The 16,815-nt window shown below is 52.6% G+C and carries 15 protein-coding genes; 13 read left to right on the top strand and 2 right to left on the bottom strand.

From position 1 onward, the window contains the following. Window positions 1–3 precede the first annotated feature (3 nt). Both SYN_RS10735 and SYN_RS10730 read left to right on the top strand, forming a co-directional pair. On the top strand, window positions 4–906 hold the full coding sequence (locus SYN_RS10735) for a helix-turn-helix domain-containing protein (protein WP_011418155.1): 903 nt from the start codon (window positions 4–6) through the stop codon (window positions 904–906). A gap of 149 nt (window positions 907–1,055) precedes the next feature. Further along, entirely contained in the window at window positions 1,056–1,241 is a 186-nt protein-coding gene (locus tag SYN_RS10730; protein ID WP_011418154.1) for a twin-arginine translocase TatA/TatE family subunit, read from the top strand. 227 nt (window positions 1,242–1,468) lie between these two features. On the opposite strand, the gene SYN_RS10725 is transcribed toward SYN_RS10730, so the two are convergent. Then, window positions 1,469–1,888 carry a single-stranded DNA-binding protein gene (locus SYN_RS10725; RefSeq protein ID WP_011418153.1) on the bottom strand — a complete coding sequence of 140 codons (420 nt, stop codon included), beginning with the start codon at window positions 1,886–1,888 and terminating at the stop codon, window positions 1,469–1,471. A 207-nt stretch (window positions 1,889–2,095) separates the two neighbouring features. On the opposite strand from SYN_RS10725, the gene lysS reads away from it, so the two are divergent. From lysS to lpxK, 11 genes are all read left to right on the top strand, one after another. Beyond that, a complete protein-coding gene (gene lysS / locus SYN_RS10720) occupies window positions 2,096–3,586 on the top strand; it encodes a lysine--tRNA ligase (RefSeq protein WP_041585011.1) in 1,491 nt (496 codons plus the stop codon). Between the two features lie 57 nt (window positions 3,587–3,643). Next, the gene (locus SYN_RS10715) at window positions 3,644–4,921 is read left to right on the top strand and encodes a lipoprotein-releasing ABC transporter permease subunit (protein WP_011418151.1); all 1,278 of its coding nucleotides are present in this window, start codon (window positions 3,644–3,646) and stop codon (window positions 4,919–4,921) included. Window positions 4,922–4,945: 24 nt separating this feature from the next. Continuing rightward, window positions 4,946–5,617: an ABC transporter ATP-binding protein gene (locus SYN_RS10710; protein ID WP_011418150.1), complete on the top strand. Its 672-nt coding sequence runs from the start codon at window positions 4,946–4,948 to the stop codon at window positions 5,615–5,617. A 13-nt stretch (window positions 5,618–5,630) separates the two neighbouring features. Continuing rightward, entirely contained in the window at window positions 5,631–8,267 is a 2,637-nt protein-coding gene (bamA, locus tag SYN_RS10705; protein WP_049749980.1) for an outer membrane protein assembly factor BamA, read from the top strand. A 197-nt stretch (window positions 8,268–8,464) separates the two neighbouring features. Continuing rightward, window positions 8,465–8,995 (top strand): OmpH family outer membrane protein, encoded by a 531-nt coding sequence (locus tag SYN_RS10700; RefSeq protein WP_011418148.1) that lies wholly within the window; start codon window positions 8,465–8,467, stop codon window positions 8,993–8,995. A 57-nt stretch (window positions 8,996–9,052) separates the two neighbouring features. After that, the gene (gene lpxD, locus SYN_RS10695) at window positions 9,053–10,144 is read left to right on the top strand and encodes a UDP-3-O-(3-hydroxymyristoyl)glucosamine N-acyltransferase (protein WP_011418147.1); all 1,092 of its coding nucleotides are present in this window, start codon (window positions 9,053–9,055) and stop codon (window positions 10,142–10,144) included. Between the two features lies 1 nt (window position 10,145). Then, window positions 10,146–10,922: an acyl-ACP--UDP-N-acetylglucosamine O-acyltransferase gene (gene lpxA / locus SYN_RS10690; protein ID WP_011418146.1), complete on the top strand. Its 777-nt coding sequence runs from the start codon at window positions 10,146–10,148 to the stop codon at window positions 10,920–10,922. Between the two features lie 24 nt (window positions 10,923–10,946). Continuing rightward, on the top strand, window positions 10,947–11,897 hold the full coding sequence (locus SYN_RS10685; RefSeq protein WP_011418145.1) for a Gfo/Idh/MocA family protein: 951 nt from the start codon (window positions 10,947–10,949) through the stop codon (window positions 11,895–11,897). A 12-nt stretch (window positions 11,898–11,909) separates the two neighbouring features. Continuing rightward, entirely contained in the window at window positions 11,910–13,061 is a 1,152-nt protein-coding gene (gene lpxB / locus SYN_RS10680; RefSeq protein WP_011418144.1) for a lipid-A-disaccharide synthase, read from the top strand. A gap of 98 nt (window positions 13,062–13,159) precedes the next feature. Further along, complete coding sequence (gene msbA, locus SYN_RS10675; RefSeq protein ID WP_041585010.1) at window positions 13,160–14,914, top strand: lipid A export permease/ATP-binding protein MsbA; 1,755 nt, start codon at window positions 13,160–13,162, stop codon at window positions 14,912–14,914. A gap of 15 nt (window positions 14,915–14,929) precedes the next feature. After that, a complete protein-coding gene (gene lpxK, locus SYN_RS10670) occupies window positions 14,930–16,054 on the top strand; it encodes a tetraacyldisaccharide 4'-kinase (protein WP_011418142.1) in 1,125 nt (374 codons plus the stop codon). 130 nt (window positions 16,055–16,184) lie between these two features. Here lpxK and SYN_RS10665 read toward each other — a convergent pair whose 3' ends face one another. Continuing rightward, window positions 16,185–16,793 carry a methyltransferase family protein gene (locus tag SYN_RS10665; RefSeq protein ID WP_011418141.1) on the bottom strand — a complete coding sequence of 203 codons (609 nt, stop codon included), beginning with the start codon at window positions 16,791–16,793 and terminating at the stop codon, window positions 16,185–16,187. Window positions 16,794–16,815 lie beyond the last annotated feature (22 nt).

Here is a 16,815-nt window from a genome sequence, read left to right as displayed (position 1 = left end):
ATCATGGGTTCAGAACAGGATAACGAAGATCTGAAAACGCTGGGCTCCGGATTGAAAACCGCGAGGGAATCCAAAGGATTGTCCTTGAAGGATGTGAACGAAAAGACGCGGATCAGCGTCTCGATTCTGGATGCGATTGAAAACGACAGGTTTCATCTTTTGCCGCCGGGGGTGTATACCCGTAACTTTATTCGAACCTATGCCGATTTTCTCGGTGTCGACAGTCAGGAGCTCCTGGATCACTTCACGAAGGAAAGGGAACAGACTGCGCCGCCGGTTCTTCAAAAAGACGATGCGGACATTTCCGCTGTCAATCACAGGCGGTATTGGAAGGTCTTTGCCATAGGTGCCGTCGCTCTGATTCTGATCGGTGTTCTGGTCTGGTCTTTGAATTCCTGCTGGTACGCCGGCAATTCCGCAATCAGTTCATTCATCGGTGAAAAAAATGATGAGGGACCAATCCCTCAGGTTAAGTTGCCGAACCGGGACGATGGCGCGGTTAACAGCGACAAAGGTCTTTTTATTCCGGCAGCGTCTTCCCGGACACTGCCCGATGCTTTGCGGCCCGAGATCGCCCGGCCGGTCAATCTGCAGCAATCAACCGTTCAGGATGTCTACCCTCGGATTTCTGCTAGTATTCCTGATTCTGAACAAAAAGCTGAAGAAAATTCGGGACGTTACCAACTCGTTATCGAGGCGAAAGAAAGGACGTGGCTGCAGATTCGTGCCGATGACGGAGCGGCGTCTCAGGTGATATTGAATCCGGGGGAACGGATAAACCGTACAGCTCGGGAGCACTTTATACTGGATATCGGAAACGCGGCTGGAGTCAGTGTTTCGTTTCAGGGGCGAAAGTTGGAAAATCTGGGCAAGCGGGGGCAGGTGGCCCACCTCCGTCTTCCCTGAAATCGGTGACGCAGCAGGAGATTGCAGCCTCAACGATCTGTTTGACAAGAACAGAATGTTATTTTATGGTGGCAGACAAAATGAGAAGAATCGTGCAGATTCGCTTCATTTCATGAAAGATCGCGCAAGCGCAAAGGAGAAAGAGATTTATGTTTGGAATCGGTATGCCTGAAATGCTGATCATCCTGGTGATCATTCTGATCATCTTCGGCGCCGGTAAACTTCCGGAAATCGGGGGCGCCATCGGTAAGGGAATCAAGAACTTCAAGAAAGCATCAAATGAATCTGAAGAGATCGACGAAAACTCCCGTCCCAAGAAGATCGAGCCGAAATAGAAGAGCCTTTTGAAGAATGCCGTTCGCCGCGTGGGGCCCTGTCCCTTCCGGCAGCGAGGCGAACGGCGTAAAGGCCCCGCTGCCGGATATCCGGAAATTTCATTTTACATTCGGAATCAATGTATGGCTTCCCTCCGCCTTATACCCGTTTGTGTTTTATATAGAGGATAACGGGACGGCAGGAAGAAGTCGACGCGCTCTGTCAGTCTGTGTAAGGCGGCCTGACATCAGAAGGGGACGTCATCTTCAGGAAGCGGCGGTAAATCATTGAAAGGCGAGAAGTGTCCTTCAGCCTGCGTTCGGACCTCCCCGCGATCAGCCCCTTTCGGGCTGAGCATTTTCATGTCCTGAGCGATGATTTCAGTCGTATAGCGCTTAACGCCGTCCTTTCCTTCCCAGGAACGGCTCCTGATCCGGCCTTCGATATAAACCAGAAGTCCCTTGGCAAGATAATTTCCGCAGATCTCCGCCAGCTTGCCGAAGACAACGATGTTGTGCCACTCCGTTTCCTGTGCTCTCTCCCCGTTTTTATCTTTCCACTGCCTGTCCGTGGCCAGACTGAAACTTGTAACCATGGCGCCGTCAGGCGTGTAGCGCACTTCAGGGTCTTTTCCCAGTCTGCCGATCAGGATCGCTTTATTAATCATGGAATTTTCGTTATCCTCCTTTTTTGAATTTAATGCCGATCCTTTTCCCTATACACAAATCATTCCGGATTGGCAATCTCGGAAAGGGATTTTCGTTGGAAGAAGACCGGGGCCACCGGACATTCAGGGTTTTCCAAAACCCTCTTGACTAATGGGGAAAAAAAAGATAGTGAAGTTCGCCTTCTAAAAAGCGTAAGGGTGGAAATTATGGAAGAAAGTGAACTTTTACGGAAACGGATTGAAAAGATAAGCGCCCTGAAAGCAGAGGGGGTTGATCTGTATCCCAATGGCGTCTGTGTCGGCGTTACAACCGAGTCGATTCTGGAACGCTTCAAGGATGCCGATAATGAGGCTCTGGCGGGGCTCAACGAACGGTTTACTCTGGCGGGAAGAATGATGGCCATCCGGAATTTCGGAAAAGCGGCCTTCATCAATATTCAGGACAGAAAGGGACGAATCCAGGCCTATCTTCACCGGAACAGCATCGGGGATGCGAGTTACGCGCTTTTCAAGCGCCTGGACGTGGGGGACATCGTCTTCATAGGCGGCAGGCCCATCCGGACCAAAACCGGGGAACTGACCATTGAGGCTGATGAATTCATGCTTCTGTCCAAGGCCATCCGGCCTCTGCCGGAAAAATGGCACGGTCTGACGGATGTCGAAACCCGGTATCGGCAGCGTCATGTGGATCTCATCGTCAATCCGAAGGTGCGGGAGGTCTTTATTACCCGGAGCAGGATCATCAATGCCATCCGTCAGTTCATGGATGAGCGGGATTTTCTGGAAGTGGAGACGCCCATGATGCAGCCCAAGGCTGGCGGCGCCACGGCGCGCCCTTTCGAGACGCATCACAACGCCCTGGGGATGGATCTTTATCTCCGTATCGCCCCCGAACTGTATCTGAAACGTCTCATTACCGGCGGGATGGAACGGGTTTACGAAATAAACCGGAACTTCCGTAATGAAGGGATATCCACATTCCACAATCCCGAATTTACGATGATGGAATTCTATCAGGCCTATGCGACTTATGAGGACCTGATGGATATGACAGAAGAACTGTTTGCTTCTGTTGCAATGAAAATTTTCGGCGGCCTGAAATTCCAGTATCAGGGAATGGATATCGACCTGACCCCGCCGTGGCCCCGTATATCGGTCAAGGAGTCGATTCTGCGGCATCATGACATCGATCCCGACGTGCTGGAGGATCAGGAGAAGGCCTATGCCTATGCCTGCAAACTGGGACTTGAAGTTCGAAAGACGGAACCGCTGGGAAAACTCGTAACCGCCATCTTCGAAGAGGTCGTGGAAAAAGAGCTTGTGCAACCCACGTTCGTTACTCTTTATCCGGTCGAGGTTTCTCCGCTTTCCCGGCGCAACGGGAAAGATCCTTCCCTGACCGACCGCTTCGAACTTTACATAGCCGGCAGAGAAATCGCCAATGCCTTTTCCGAGTTGAATGATCCTCAGGATCAACGGGAGCGTTTCCTGATGCAGGCCAGGGAAAGGGAAGAGGGGAATGAGGAAACGCACGTCATGGATGAGGATTATGTCCGCGTCCTTGAATACGCCATGCCGCCGACGGCCGGCGAGGGGATCGGGATTGACCGGCTGGTCATGCTGTTCACGGATTCACCGTCCATCAGGGATGTCATCCTGTTCCCCCACATGCGGAAGCGGGATAAGGAAACGGACTGAGAATCCGACGGCAGATTCCGGACCGAAAATCCATTTAAGTCAGCGCGTTTATAAAACATGTCCTATGAATTTTTCATAAACCTTCGTTATCTCCGGGCAAAGCGGAAGCAGGTTTTCGTTTCCATCATCACCTTCATTTCCATTGCGGGCATCTTCCTGGGAGTGGCGGCGCTGATCATCGTTCTTGCCGTGATGAACGGTTTTGAGACGGATCTGCGCAACAAAATCCTGGGAATCAATTCGCACATTGTTCTCATGGAATACCAGGGCATGATGAAAAACTATGTCCAGGTCATGCAGGAGGTGAAAGAGGTGCCGGGGGTTGTGGCCACCACTCCCTTCATATACAGTCAGGCCATGCTGAAGAGTGAAAACGGCATGAGCGGCGTTGTCCTGAGGGGGCTCTCTTTAAAAGACGCCTTCGGGGTCATCGATCTCGGGCGGATGCATGCCGGCAGTGTCCAGGCCCTTGCCGAACCGGTGCGCCGGGATGGCGCGACCGAAGGGGAGCCGGAAGTTCTTCCCGGAATTGTCATCGGCAGGGAGCTGGCGAAAAATCTCGGGCTGATCCTTCATGACTCCGTTTACATCATTACGCCCATGGGGATCTCCACCCCGATGGGGTACGTACCCCGGATGAAAAAATTCGTGGTGGTCGGCATCTTCGATTCGGGGTTTTATGAGTATGATTCCACGCTGGCCTATCTTTCCCTCAGGGATTGCCAGGCCTTCCTGAATCTGGATGATGTGGCTTCCGGGCTGGAGATCAAGGTCAACGATATCTATCGCGCGGATACCATCGCCCGGACGATAGAGAAAAAACTCGGCTATCCCTACTGGGCAAGGCACTGGATGGAGATGAACAAGAATCTTTTCGCCGCGCTGAAACTGGAAAAGAGGGTCATGTTCATTATTCTCAGTCTGATCGTGCTGGTTGCCGCCTTCAACATCATCAGCACCCTGATCATGGTGGTCATGGAAAAGAACAAGGACATCGCGATCCTGAAATCCATGGGGGCCACATCGGGCAGCATCATGAAGATCTTCGTTTTCCAGGGATTGACCATCGGGACGATCGGAACGGCCCTGGGGTGCATCGCGGGACTGGCTGTGGCGCATAATCTGTCCGGCCTGTCCGTTTTTGTCGAGAACCTCTTCGGATTCAAGATCCTGCCGGGGGATGTCTATTATCTCAGTGAACTGCCCTCCCGTGTGGATTATACGGATGTGGCGATCATTGTAGCTGGATCGATTCTCATTTCATTCCTGTCCACACTCTATCCGTCCCGCAGGGCGGCGCGGCTCGATCCGGCGGAGGCGCTGCGCAATGAATAAGTTTCTATTCCGGAGGGCGGCTTTGTGATCCAGGTCAGGAATCTCAAGAAGACGTTCATCAAAGACGGCAACCGGATCGAAGTGCTGCGAGGGCTGGATCTGAAAATTGAAGACGGGACTTCGCTGGCTATTCTCGGGGTTTCCGGAGCCGGTAAAACGACGTTCGTCCATATCCTGGGAACGCTGGATCATCCGACTTCAGGAGAAGTCCTTTTCAATGGTCTGGATGTCTTCAACTGGCCGGAAAAAAAGCTGGCTTCTTTCCGGAATCGGACCATCGGGTTTGTGTTTCAGTTTCACAATCTGCTTCCAGAGTTCAGCAGCCTTGAAAATACGATGATGCCGGCCCTGATCAGCGGCATGCCCAGGCGAAACGCCCTCGAAAGAGCGGAAACATTATTGCATGATGTGGGTCTTGGTGATAGGATGACGCACAAGCCTTCGGAGCTTTCCGGAGGAGAGCAGCAGCGGGTTGCCGTAGCCCGGGCGTTGGTCATGGAACCGGAAATTCTTCTCGCCGATGAGCCCACGGGAAATCTTGATACGGAAACCGGTCGGAAAATAGAGGATATTCTTTTGGAACTTAACCGGCAAAAGGGGATTACCCTGATCGTGGTGACCCATAATCAGTCTTTAGCCGGTAGAATGTCGCGAAGCATCGGCTTGCGGGATGGAGAAATAGTGACCTGTGCATAAAAGAATGTACCTTATGTTTCACAGAATCTGCCTGATCGGACTTGTCGCGTTTTTCCTGGCCGTGGGGAACCTTCCGGCCCAGGAGGCGGCACGTATCGTAATTTTTCCTTTCGACGTTTTTACCTCTGCGGATAAAGCCTCATTGCAGGCGGTGATTTCCCGTAATCTTTCCAGTGAGCTTCGGAGATCTGGAAAGATCGTGCTGATTGAGGAAAGCGCGTATGCGGATCTCCTGGCCGGTCAGGCGGCCAGCGAGGCGCTGGGCTTCCGTATCGGCCGCGATAAAGGAGCCGACTATGTCGTTATGGGAAGTCTCTCTGAATTCGGGGAAACCCTCAGCGCCGATGTGCGAATTCTGGATATCCGTCAGGGGAAGCGCATGCCGCCCCTCTTTATCCAGGGAAGGGGACGGGCTCAGATCGAAAAACTGGCCGGGGAGGTCAAATCGGCAATTCTGTTGAAAATCGCGCCGGAACAGCGCATCGCCGGAGTCGAAATTCAGGGAAATCGCAAGATCGGGGCCAGTGCCATCGAGCAGGTACTGAAAAGCCGGAAGGGCGGTCTTTTCTCCGAAGGGGATATCTCGGCGGATATCAAGGCCATTTACAGGATGGGATATTTCAGTAATGTATCGGCGGAAGTTACGGACTCCCCTGAAGGCCGGATTCTCGTCTTCACCGTTCTGGAAAAGGCCATGATCGCGGAGGTCAAGATTACAGGAAACAAGGCCGTCGGCACAAGCGACATCGAAGCGGTGCTGGGCGTGAAACCCCGGCAGATTCTCAACGCGGAGAAGGTGAAGGCCGATATCCTGAAGATCAGGGAGCTTTATGACAGCAAAGGGTATTACAACGCCGAGATCAAGGATCGGATAGAAAGTTCCGGCCCCAAGGACATGCGGGTCGTCTATGAGATCAAGGAGAACGAGCGGCTGTTCATCGAGGGGATCAGCTTCGAGGGAAATGAGACCTACAGCGATAAAGAGCTTCGCAACATGATGTCCACATCGGAAAAGAGCATCCTTCATTTCTTCACCGATTCCGGCATTCTCAAGAGAGAACAGTTGAAACAGGATATCGCCAAGCTGAACGTCTTTTATCTGAACAACGGATTCATGAACGCCCAGGTGGGGGAATCGGAAATCACCCATGACCGGAAAGGCATTTATATCAAGATTCCCGTCAACGAGGGGAAGCGGTTCCGGGTCGGGAAAGTCGAGATCGCCGGCGATGAACTGACCGTTTCCAGGCAGGATCTGATAGCGAAACTGAAGATCGCGAAGAAGGAAAATTACGATCGTGAAGCTATCATGAAGGATCTCGAATATCTGACCCAGGCCTGCAATGACGAAGGGTATGCCTATGCAGACGTCAATCCGCGGATCGCGCCTCAGGAACAAACCCAGACTGTGGATGTCGTCTTTGAAATTACCAAGGGACAACATGTTTACTTCAATCGGATCGCGATCAGCGGCAACACCAAAACACGGGACAAGGTTATTCGAAGGCAGCTGGCCATCACCGAAGGGGACCTGTACAACAGTACGAATTTGAAGAAGAGTTACGCGAATCTCAATCGACTGCGATATTTCGAGGAAATCGATTTTCAGACGGAAAAAGGTCCGGATGAAACGAAGACCGACGTTAACATCCGCGTCAAGGAAAAACCAACGGGTCTCTTCAGCATCGGCGCCGGCTACAGCGGTCAGGACGGAGCCATCCTGACTGCGCAGGTCTCCCAGCAGAACCTGTTCGGACGAGGACAGTCCCTGAGCGTCAGGGCCAACCTGGGATCCGAGTACAACCTTTATGAAATATCCTTTGTGGAGCCTTATCTGCTGGATATGCCCCTGTGGAGCAAGTTCGATCTCTGGAACTCGGCGCGGGAATATGACTCTTACGATCTGGATACCAAGGGAGTCGGAATTACCCTGGGATATCCCATCCTGCCGAAGTATCGCATTACCGGCTATGTGGGCTATCGTTTCACAATAGATGATGTAACGGAAATCGAGGAGGATGCCTCATGGATCGTGAAGGACCAGGAAGGCGAGACGACGACGAGCGGCGTCACCCTCACACTGACGCGGGATACGACGGATGATTATATCTTTCCCTCCAGGGGATCGAAAAACAGCGTGTCCGTGGAATATACCGGGGGACCCCTGATGGGAGACACGGGATTCACGAAGTATGGAATCACCTCTGCATGGTTCTTTCCTCTGCCGCTGGAAACCGTTCTGGGAACGAGAGTCCGGGGCGGATACATCGAGTCTCACAGCGGCGAAAAGCTTCCCGTCTATGAGCGGTTTGTCCTCGGGGGGATTAATTCCCTCCGCGGATTGCGGGATGTGGGGTACAAGGATCCTGTAACGGGAGATGTCATCGGCGGAACGACGATGTTCAATGTCAACGTGGATTTCATCTTCCCCCTGATCAAGAATGCCGGGATGAAGGGCGTTATTTTTTATGATACCGGCAATGCCTGGGAAAGCGGTTACCATCTCGACGATCTGCGTCAGACGGCGGGTGTCGGCATTCGCTGGTATTCGCCCATCGGACCGCTCCGGCTCGAATGGGGATACGTTCTTGACCCCAAGGACGACGAATCGGCAAGCCGCTGGGAATTTACCATTGGGATGTTCATGTAAAAATGATCGGCCGCCATGTCCTCATGGAAGATCATTGTACTCCGGTCTGTAATCCTGCCGACGCTGGTCCATATGGGATTAATGAAGTGAAAAGTTGTGAGTGCCGTTGAAATTTGGTGAAGGAAACGGTATTTTTTCGCCATGCAACGGGATTGTTTACAAAAAAATCAGTTTAGATCGTAAGGGGGAGATATTTCATGAGAAATAAAATTTTGAGGGTATTGCCTTTGGTTCTGGGATTGTTGTTTCTCTGTTCAGTGTCGATGGCCGGAGCCGAAGAAAAAATCGGTTTCGTGGACGTCAGGGAAATCATGGTCAATTCCGATGCGGGGAAAAAGGCTTCGGAAGAATTCAAGAAAACCTTTGAAAAAAACAAGACCCAGATTCAGGCAAAGGAAACGGAACTGAAAAAACTCAGGGAAGAACTGGAAAAACAGCGTTCCATTCTCAAGGAAGCCGCACTGAAAGAAAAGGAAAGCGCGTATCAGAAGAAATTTCATGACTACCAGGTGATGGTCAAGGATGCCAATGAAGATATGCAGAAGCGGGATCAGGAACTGTCCCGGTCCATGATTCCGGAAATCATGAAAGTCATCAGCACAATCGCGGCGAAGGAAAAATATACGGCGGTCTTTGATATCGGAACGGCTCTCTTTTTTGTAAAGGAAAAAGATCTGACGAAACAGGTCCTCGCTGAATTCGACCGTACCTACAAACCGAAAAAGTAAAAACGGCGGATTGAATGGGAAGCCGTACTCGAAAGGAGAAGGGGCAGAAATCTGGCAGTGAAAAAATCGATTAATGAAATTGCTGACTTCCTGGGTGGTAAGGTTGTGGGCGACGGCGGGATTCTGATTAAAGCGGTTCGGGGAATCGATGAAGCCGGTCCAGGAGACATCACGTTTGTCGCCAATCCGCAGTATGAGAAAAAGCTGAATGAAACAGGGGCCTCGGCGGTTCTCGTTACCAGAGACACGGAACGTCCCGGAGAAAATGTGACGTTGATCCAGGTCGATGACCCCTATGTGTCCCTGGGAAAGCTGCTGACGATCTTTTATCCCGAAGAGAGGGAAAAACCGGGGATCAGCGCGCAGGCGATTGTCGAGGAGGGCGCTGAGATTTCCCCTTCAGCGACGGTTTATCCCGGCGTCTATATCAGCAGTGGGGCCGGAATAGGCGCTGGTGTGGTTCTTTACCCCGGAGTCTTTGTCGGGCGGGATGCCGTGATCGGGGAAAACTCCATTCTTTATCCCAACGTTTGTGTATATCGACGATGTCTCATTGGTAAACGGGTGATTCTTCATGCCGGCGCCGTGGTCGGAAGCGATGGGTTTGGTTTTGCCAATCCGGGTAGGGACAACATCAAAATTCCCCAGATCGGAATTGTTCAAATCGATGATGATGTAGAGATCGGGGCCAACACGACCATCGATCGGGCGACACTCGGGCGGACCTGGATCCAGCGGGGGGTCAAGATCGACAATCTGGTTCAGATTGCTCATAATGTCGTTATCGGGGAGAAATCGATCATTGTTTCCCAGGTCGGTATATCTGGAAGCACCCGATTGGGAAGAAGTGTGATCCTAGGCGGTCAGGCCGGTCTCGTGGGCCATCTGCAGATCGGTGATTTCGCCATGGTCGGCGCTCAGAGTGGTGTTCATGAAGACGTACCGGCCAACTCCGTCGTTTCCGGTTCGCCTTGTCAGCCCCACCGCAACTGGCTGCGATCGATGTCCTGTCTGCCCCGATTGCCGGATATGCGTCATCTGCTGAATGATCTTCGAAAGCGGATTGAGACTCTGGAAAAGCTTTCGGAGATGAAAAAGGAAGTCGAGAAAGAAAAGGAATCAAGTCGCGAAAAAGAGGAAACAAAGTAATATGACAGTTCATCCTACTGCAATCGTATCGCCTGACGCGCGGCTGGCGCAAGGCGTCGAAATTGGAGCTTACAGCGTCATCGGTCCCGGGGTAACCGTTGGGAGAAACACATTTCTCGGATCTCATGTCGTTATCGAACGGGATACGGATATCGGGGAAGGGTGCCGGATTTCTTCCTTCTGCTCCCTCGGCGGCGATCCTCAGGATCTCAAATATGAAGGTGAGAAAACACGGGTCATTATCGGAAATTATAACGTGCTTCGCGAATATGTGACCGTGAACCGGGCGACATCCGCTGATATCGGCGTCACCATCATTGGGGACCACAATCTGATCATGGCCTACTGTCATGTGGCCCATAACTGCAAACTGGGAAACCATATCGTGATTTCCAATGGTTCCCATCTGGCCGGCCATATTCATGTGGATGATTACGCGATCATCAGCGGCATGGTGGGAATTCACCAGTTTACGCGGATCGGGGCGCACTCCATCATCGGAGGGGCATCGGCGGTCACGCAGGATGTGCCTCCTTATGTGACCGCGGCGGGCAATCATGCAAAACTTTACGGGCTCAATCTTATCGGACTGGAGCGCCGGGGATTCAGCAAAGAGACCATTTCCGCTCTGAAGGAGGCCTATCGAATCATCTTCCGCTCCTCATCACTGCGACGTGAAGACGCCCTGGAAAAAGTGCGGCAGACCGTGGCCGATACACCTGAAGTCCGTCACTTTATTGATTTTATACAGACCTCGGAACGGGGCGTTTGCCATTAACAACAAAGAAATGACAGGGAAATCATGAAAAAAATTCGAGTGGGCGTTGTCGGCATCGGTCATCTGGGAAACTATCATCTGCAGAAATATGCGAAAATTGAGGATGTGGAGATCGTCGGGGCATCGGACAGCCTGCCTGAACGAGCCCGGAAGGCGGCGGATCTCTTCGGCTGCGAGGCCTTTAACGATCACCGGCAGCTCCTCGGGCGGGTGGACGCCGTGAGCGTTGCTGTGCCGACAGGGGCGCATTATTCCGTGACCCGTGATTTTCTGGAGGCCGGCGCTCATGTGCTCCTTGAGAAACCGATCACGGAAACGCTGGCGCAGGCCGATGAACTGGTCGCTCTGGCGGAGAAAGGCGGACTCGTTTTTCAGATCGGATTTGTGGAGCGCTTCAATCCGGCTATTGCCGCTCTGGAAGGTGTTATGAAAAAGCCGGTCTTTATCGAGGCTCACCGTCTCCATCCTTTTTTCGAACGCGGAACGGACGTTGACGTTGTTCTTGACCTCATGGTTCACGATCTGGATCTCATCCTTCACTTTGTGAAATCTTCCGTAAAGCATGTTGATGCCGTCGGGGTGTCTGTTCTTTCCGACAAAGTGGACATTGCCAATGCGCGTCTTACCTTCACGAACGGGTGTGTGGCGAATGTAACCGCCAGCAGGGTGACCGCCAAAACCATGCAGAAGATCCGGTTTTTTGAAACCAACGGTTATCATTCAGCCGATTGCGCTGCCAGGAAGGTTCAGTCTCTGCAGAAGAAAACGCATCCGGACGGCAGGATCGAGATTGCGGAAGTTCCTTTGAACATCCCCTCCCACGATCCTCTCGAGGCTGAAGTCCGGTCCTTTGTTCAGGCTATACAGACCGGATCGCCGCCTCCCGTGACCGGAAGGGAGGGGCGGCAGTCCCTGGAAGTGGCCTTGAAAATTGTAGATCGCATTCAAGAGGCCAGGCGGGCCTCTGGCGGATAACAAAAGCCTCCGGTGAATTCAAAACTTGTCCTCATTGTGGCGGGTGAGGCCTCTGGAGATCTTCACGGCGCCTCTCTGGTCGGGGCGATGGTGAAGAGAGAACCCGGCATTCGCTTTTACGGAATCGGAGGCGTCAACCTGAAGACTGCCGGCGTGGATTTGTGGGCCGACGCGGCCGATATGGCAGTTGTCGGACTGACCGAAGTGGCGTCAAAACTGCGGGGAATTCTCACCGTCATGCATCGCCTGAAAAAGTCGATGCAACTCCTGAAGCCTGATCTCGTTATTCTCATCGACTATCCCGACTTCAATCTGCCCCTTGCCCGATCGGCAAAGAAAAACGGCATACCGGTGTTTTATTATATCTCTCCCCAGGTCTGGGCATGGCGGAAAGGCAGGCTTCGAACCATCAGCGGACTCGTTGACCGCATGGCCGTTATTCTGCCCTTTGAAGAGCCGCTTTATCGGCAGGCGGGCGTCGATGTATCCTTTGTCGGCCACCCACTGCTGGACGTCGTTCAGGCAACCTCTTCAAGGGATGAAACTCTGCGCATGTTCGGGCTGCGGGAGGACGTGACGACCGTGGCGCTTCTGCCGGGCAGCCGTAAGGGAGAGGTCACGCGATTGCTTCCCGTCATGTTGAAGGCGGCGCGGATTCTGACGGAAAATATCTGTCCCGTGCAGTTTCTGCTGCCCATGGCGAACACGCTGGACGAGACATGGATGAAAGATCAAATCGCGAAGGCGGATCCACCTGGGGTCCGTCTGATTCGCGGAGCGACTTACGATGCGGTGGCTGCCGCCGATGCGGCGGTGGTGGTTTCCGGGACGGCCACTCTGGAAACGGCGCTTCTGGGAACGCCCCTGATCGTCATCTATAAAGTCTCGGCGCTTTCCTATCTGATCGGGCGGATGCTGATTTCCGTCGATCATATCGGTCTGGTGAACATTGTCGCCGGGAAAACCGTTGCCCCGGAGCTGATTCAGGGCGCTGCCAATCCGGAGCGGATTGCCGCGGAAATCCTGGCGATCCTCGGCCAACCCGACCGACGTAAAGCAATTCAGGAAGAGCTCTCCCATCTTCGCGACAAACTGGGACTGCCGGGAGCGGCTGAGCGGGCGGCTGTTATGGCTTTGACACTCATAAAAAAATCAGATTGCTGACACTCTGAAAGAATCCCGGACTCTCTGCCATAGACCGTCGGGTCGGCTTGGCGGGAAATCGCGGCTGCAAGCCGAGAAGATTTGAAGGAAATCAACGAATGGATATCTTTAAACGCCTTTTAAAACTGGCCAGACCTCATGCCCCTCGATTCGCGGTGGCCATGGTCTGCATGCTGATCGCGGGGGCTTTAACGTCATCCCTGGCCTTTCTTGTCAAGCCGGCCCTGGATGACATTTTTCTCGACAGGAATGCGGAAATGCTCAAATGGATTCCCCTGGCGATTATCCTGATCTATCTGGTCAAGGGGGGATGCAGTTATTTCCAGGCCATACTGATGAGTTTCATCGGCCAGCGGATCGTTGCCGATCTGCGGAACCGGCTCTATGAACAGATCCAGAAGCAGTCTCTGTCGTTCTTTTCGAAAAATCCCACGGGCGTTCTCATGTCGCGGATCACCAATGACGTGAATTCCATTCAGGGCACCGTATCCGACGCGGTGACGAGTCTCATGAAAGATTCATTTACCCTGATCTGTCTGGTGTTCGTCATCTTCTACCGGGACTGGCAGCTGGCTATTATCGCCATGATCGTTTTCCCCCTGACGATTTATCCCATTGCCAAATTCGGTCAGAAAATGAGAAGCGTCGCCACCCGGACCCAGGTGACCATGGGCAGTCTCACCACCCTCCTTCAGGAGACCATTTCCGGGACGCGCATTGTCAGGGCCTTCTGCATGGAAGCCCATGAAAATCAGCGCTTTGCCAGGGAAAACGAGAAGCTGATGCATCTGGCCCTGAAATCTGTTTCGATCAACGCCCTTTCCAGTCCCTTCATGGAATTTCTGGGTGGAATCGGCATTGCCGCCATCATTTTTTATGGAGGCTACCAGGTCATCAAGGGGTCTTCCACCCCGGGTACCTTTTTTTCCTTCCTGACGGCGCTGATCATGCTTTACGAACCGGTCAAGCGGCTGACGAACGTCAACAACACGATTCAGCAGGGGATTGCCGGCGCCCAGCGGGTTTTCAGCATCATCGATCTTGTTCCCGATATTGTCGACCGGGATGAAGCCGTGGAGCTTCCCCGGATATCCGAAAAAATCGAAATCCGCAATATCTCCTTTGCCTATGATGATACACCGGTGTTGCGGAACATCAATCTGACCATCCGTGCAGGCGAAGTGGTGGCTTTTGTCGGAATGAGCGGCGGCGGAAAAACGACGCTGGTCAATCTGATCCCTCGTTTTTACGATGTGACTGCCGGGCAGATCCTCATCGACGGGCATGACATCCGTGATGTCTCGCTGATATCGCTGCGCCGTCAGATCGGGATCGTCACGCAGCAGACGATCCTGTTCAACGATACGGTGAGAAACAATATCGCTTACGGCAGCCAGGGCTGTTCGGAAAAGGAGATCATCGAGGCGGCCAGAGCGGCCAATGCCCACGATTTCATTGTGAATCTTCCTGAAGGATACGATACGGTCATCGGCGAACTGGGCACAAAGCTTTCGGGAGGAGAACGTCAACGGATTTCCATTGCCCGGGCGCTGCTGAAGAATGCCCCTATCCTGATCCTGGATGAAGCCACCTCGTCTCTGGATACGGAGGCGGAGATGGAAGTTCAAGAGGCCCTGGAACGTCTCATGAAGGGGAGGACGACCCTGGTGATCGCCCATCGTCTGTCCACGATCCGCAATGCCGACCGGATCGTCGTGCTGGTCAAGGGCGAAATTGTGGAAGAAGGCGCCCATGAAACGCTGCTGGCCCGGAGAGGGGAATATTACAAACTCCATCAGTTGCAATTCAAGGAAGACAAGGTCGGGGAAGAGGTTGGGCGGAACGATTCCTGATGGACGGAAATTCACATGAATGTTCGAGAACGATGCCGCCGGCTCTGGGAGGATCCCGGGCCCCGTAAAGATAGAAGCCCCTTCGCCCTCCTGCTGGAAGTCTTTTCCCTGTTTTACCGAGTTGGGGTTGTCCTCAGAAACGATTTCTATGATCGGGAACTCTTCAGGTCCGTCAGACTGCCCTGCAGGGTGATCAGCGTGGGGAACGTCACCGCGGGCGGTACGGGAAAAACGCCCATGGTGATCCTGCTGGCACGCCTGCTCAAGGACTTAGGATATCGTCCGGCAGTGTTGAGCCGGGGTTACGGAGGAAAAGGAAAGGCGCCGGTCAATATTGTCAGCGACGGAGCTTCGATCCTGATGAGTCCGCTGGAGGGAGGCGACGAGCCGGTGCTCATTGCCCGAAGCGTCCCCGGGATTCCCGTTCTGACCGGGTCGGACCGCTGTCTCACGGGCAGAAATGCGATCGAACGCATGGGCGCCGATGTCCTTATTCTGGACGATGGTTTCCAGCATCGCCGTCTCTTCCGGGATATCAACATCGTGTTGCTGGATTCCGACCGGCCATGGGGGAACGGTTTTCTTCTGCCCAGGGGACCTTTGCGCGAACCGCCGACAAGGGCCCTGCGACGGGCGGACATCGTGATCCGGACAGGGGGAATGCATAATAGAACTTCGGGAGAAGCGGCAGGGACTCAGGTTGAAACCGGAGACTCCGGGGCGGTTTTACTGCGCAGCAGCCCGATTTTCAGAGGGATCCACCAACCCTGCGCCCTGATTTCCCTGGATGGGGGACGGAAGATGGATCTCCAATACCTGGCGGGGGAACGGATCTGTGCTTTTGCCGGCATCGGCGTCCCGGAACAGTTCCGGAAAACACTGGAGTCTTTAGGCGCGGAAATCGTCGAGTTCCTGGCCTATCCGGATCATCACCGCTATGATTCTTCAGATCTGGCCTTTATTGAACGCACGGCGAAGGAAGCCCGAGCGGAGATGATCGTGACCACGGAAAAGGATGAAATCAAATTGGCGCCAATGGAAAAATTGGCCTTGCCCGCCTGTTTTTTGAGCATTGAGATGAGAGTCAAACCGCAAAAATCTTTTGAACATCTGGTTCTGGAAATGATGAAGGATGGTTGAGACCGCGGGGGACAGATTCCTTGTTGATGGTTCCGCCAGCCAATGAAAATCATCTCAATCGGCCGCAGCTCTCTTAACAAATAAAGAGAGAAAATATAAGCGTTTTGTCAGGTCTGATTGCTGACATGAATTAATAAATTGTCCATAATGCTTTAAGCAGTCCGATTTCCTTAAATCCCTCAATGACCTCAAGTATGCCAACCAGCCAGACAAACCACAGGGCACTGAACATGTGGTCCCTGTAAACTGCCGGTTTAACAGAGTAAATTTCAGGTTCATCAAAGGTCGAGAGCTTTGGGAAAAAAGCAGGCACTCTGCTTTTGTATCGCTCAAACTCAATTCCAAATAATTGCTTGAGGCGTTTTTCTTCACTTTTGATAACAGAAGGATAATAGAGGGCAAAGAGGATAGCGAAAGCTATTGGAAAAGTGAGAGTTTCGGTAGCAAAGCCAATTCCGGCCACTCCGATCATGCTGAAAAAATACAAAGGGTTTCGACACAGGGAATACGGACCTTTTGTAACCAGGATGTCATCTTTGTAGCCGGCAATGTAAAGTGAACACCACATTCTCCCCAATGAGGCAATAGCGACAAGAATGATGCCTGCTAAGAACAAGGAAAATGAAATGTATTCATTCTTTGATTCCCAGTAACTCTGTGTAGTGAAGAAAAAAAACAAACATATAAATGCGGCAATGCGAGACAGAAGTGTTCGATATATTTCATAATTTGATTTCATTTGTTTATCTTTTCCAATCGTA

It is taken from the genome of Syntrophus aciditrophicus SB (assembly GCF_000013405.1).
GTDB lineage: Bacteria > Desulfobacterota > Syntrophia > Syntrophales > Syntrophaceae > Syntrophus > Syntrophus aciditrophicus.
This window is presented reverse-complemented; position numbering and strand designations above follow the sequence as displayed.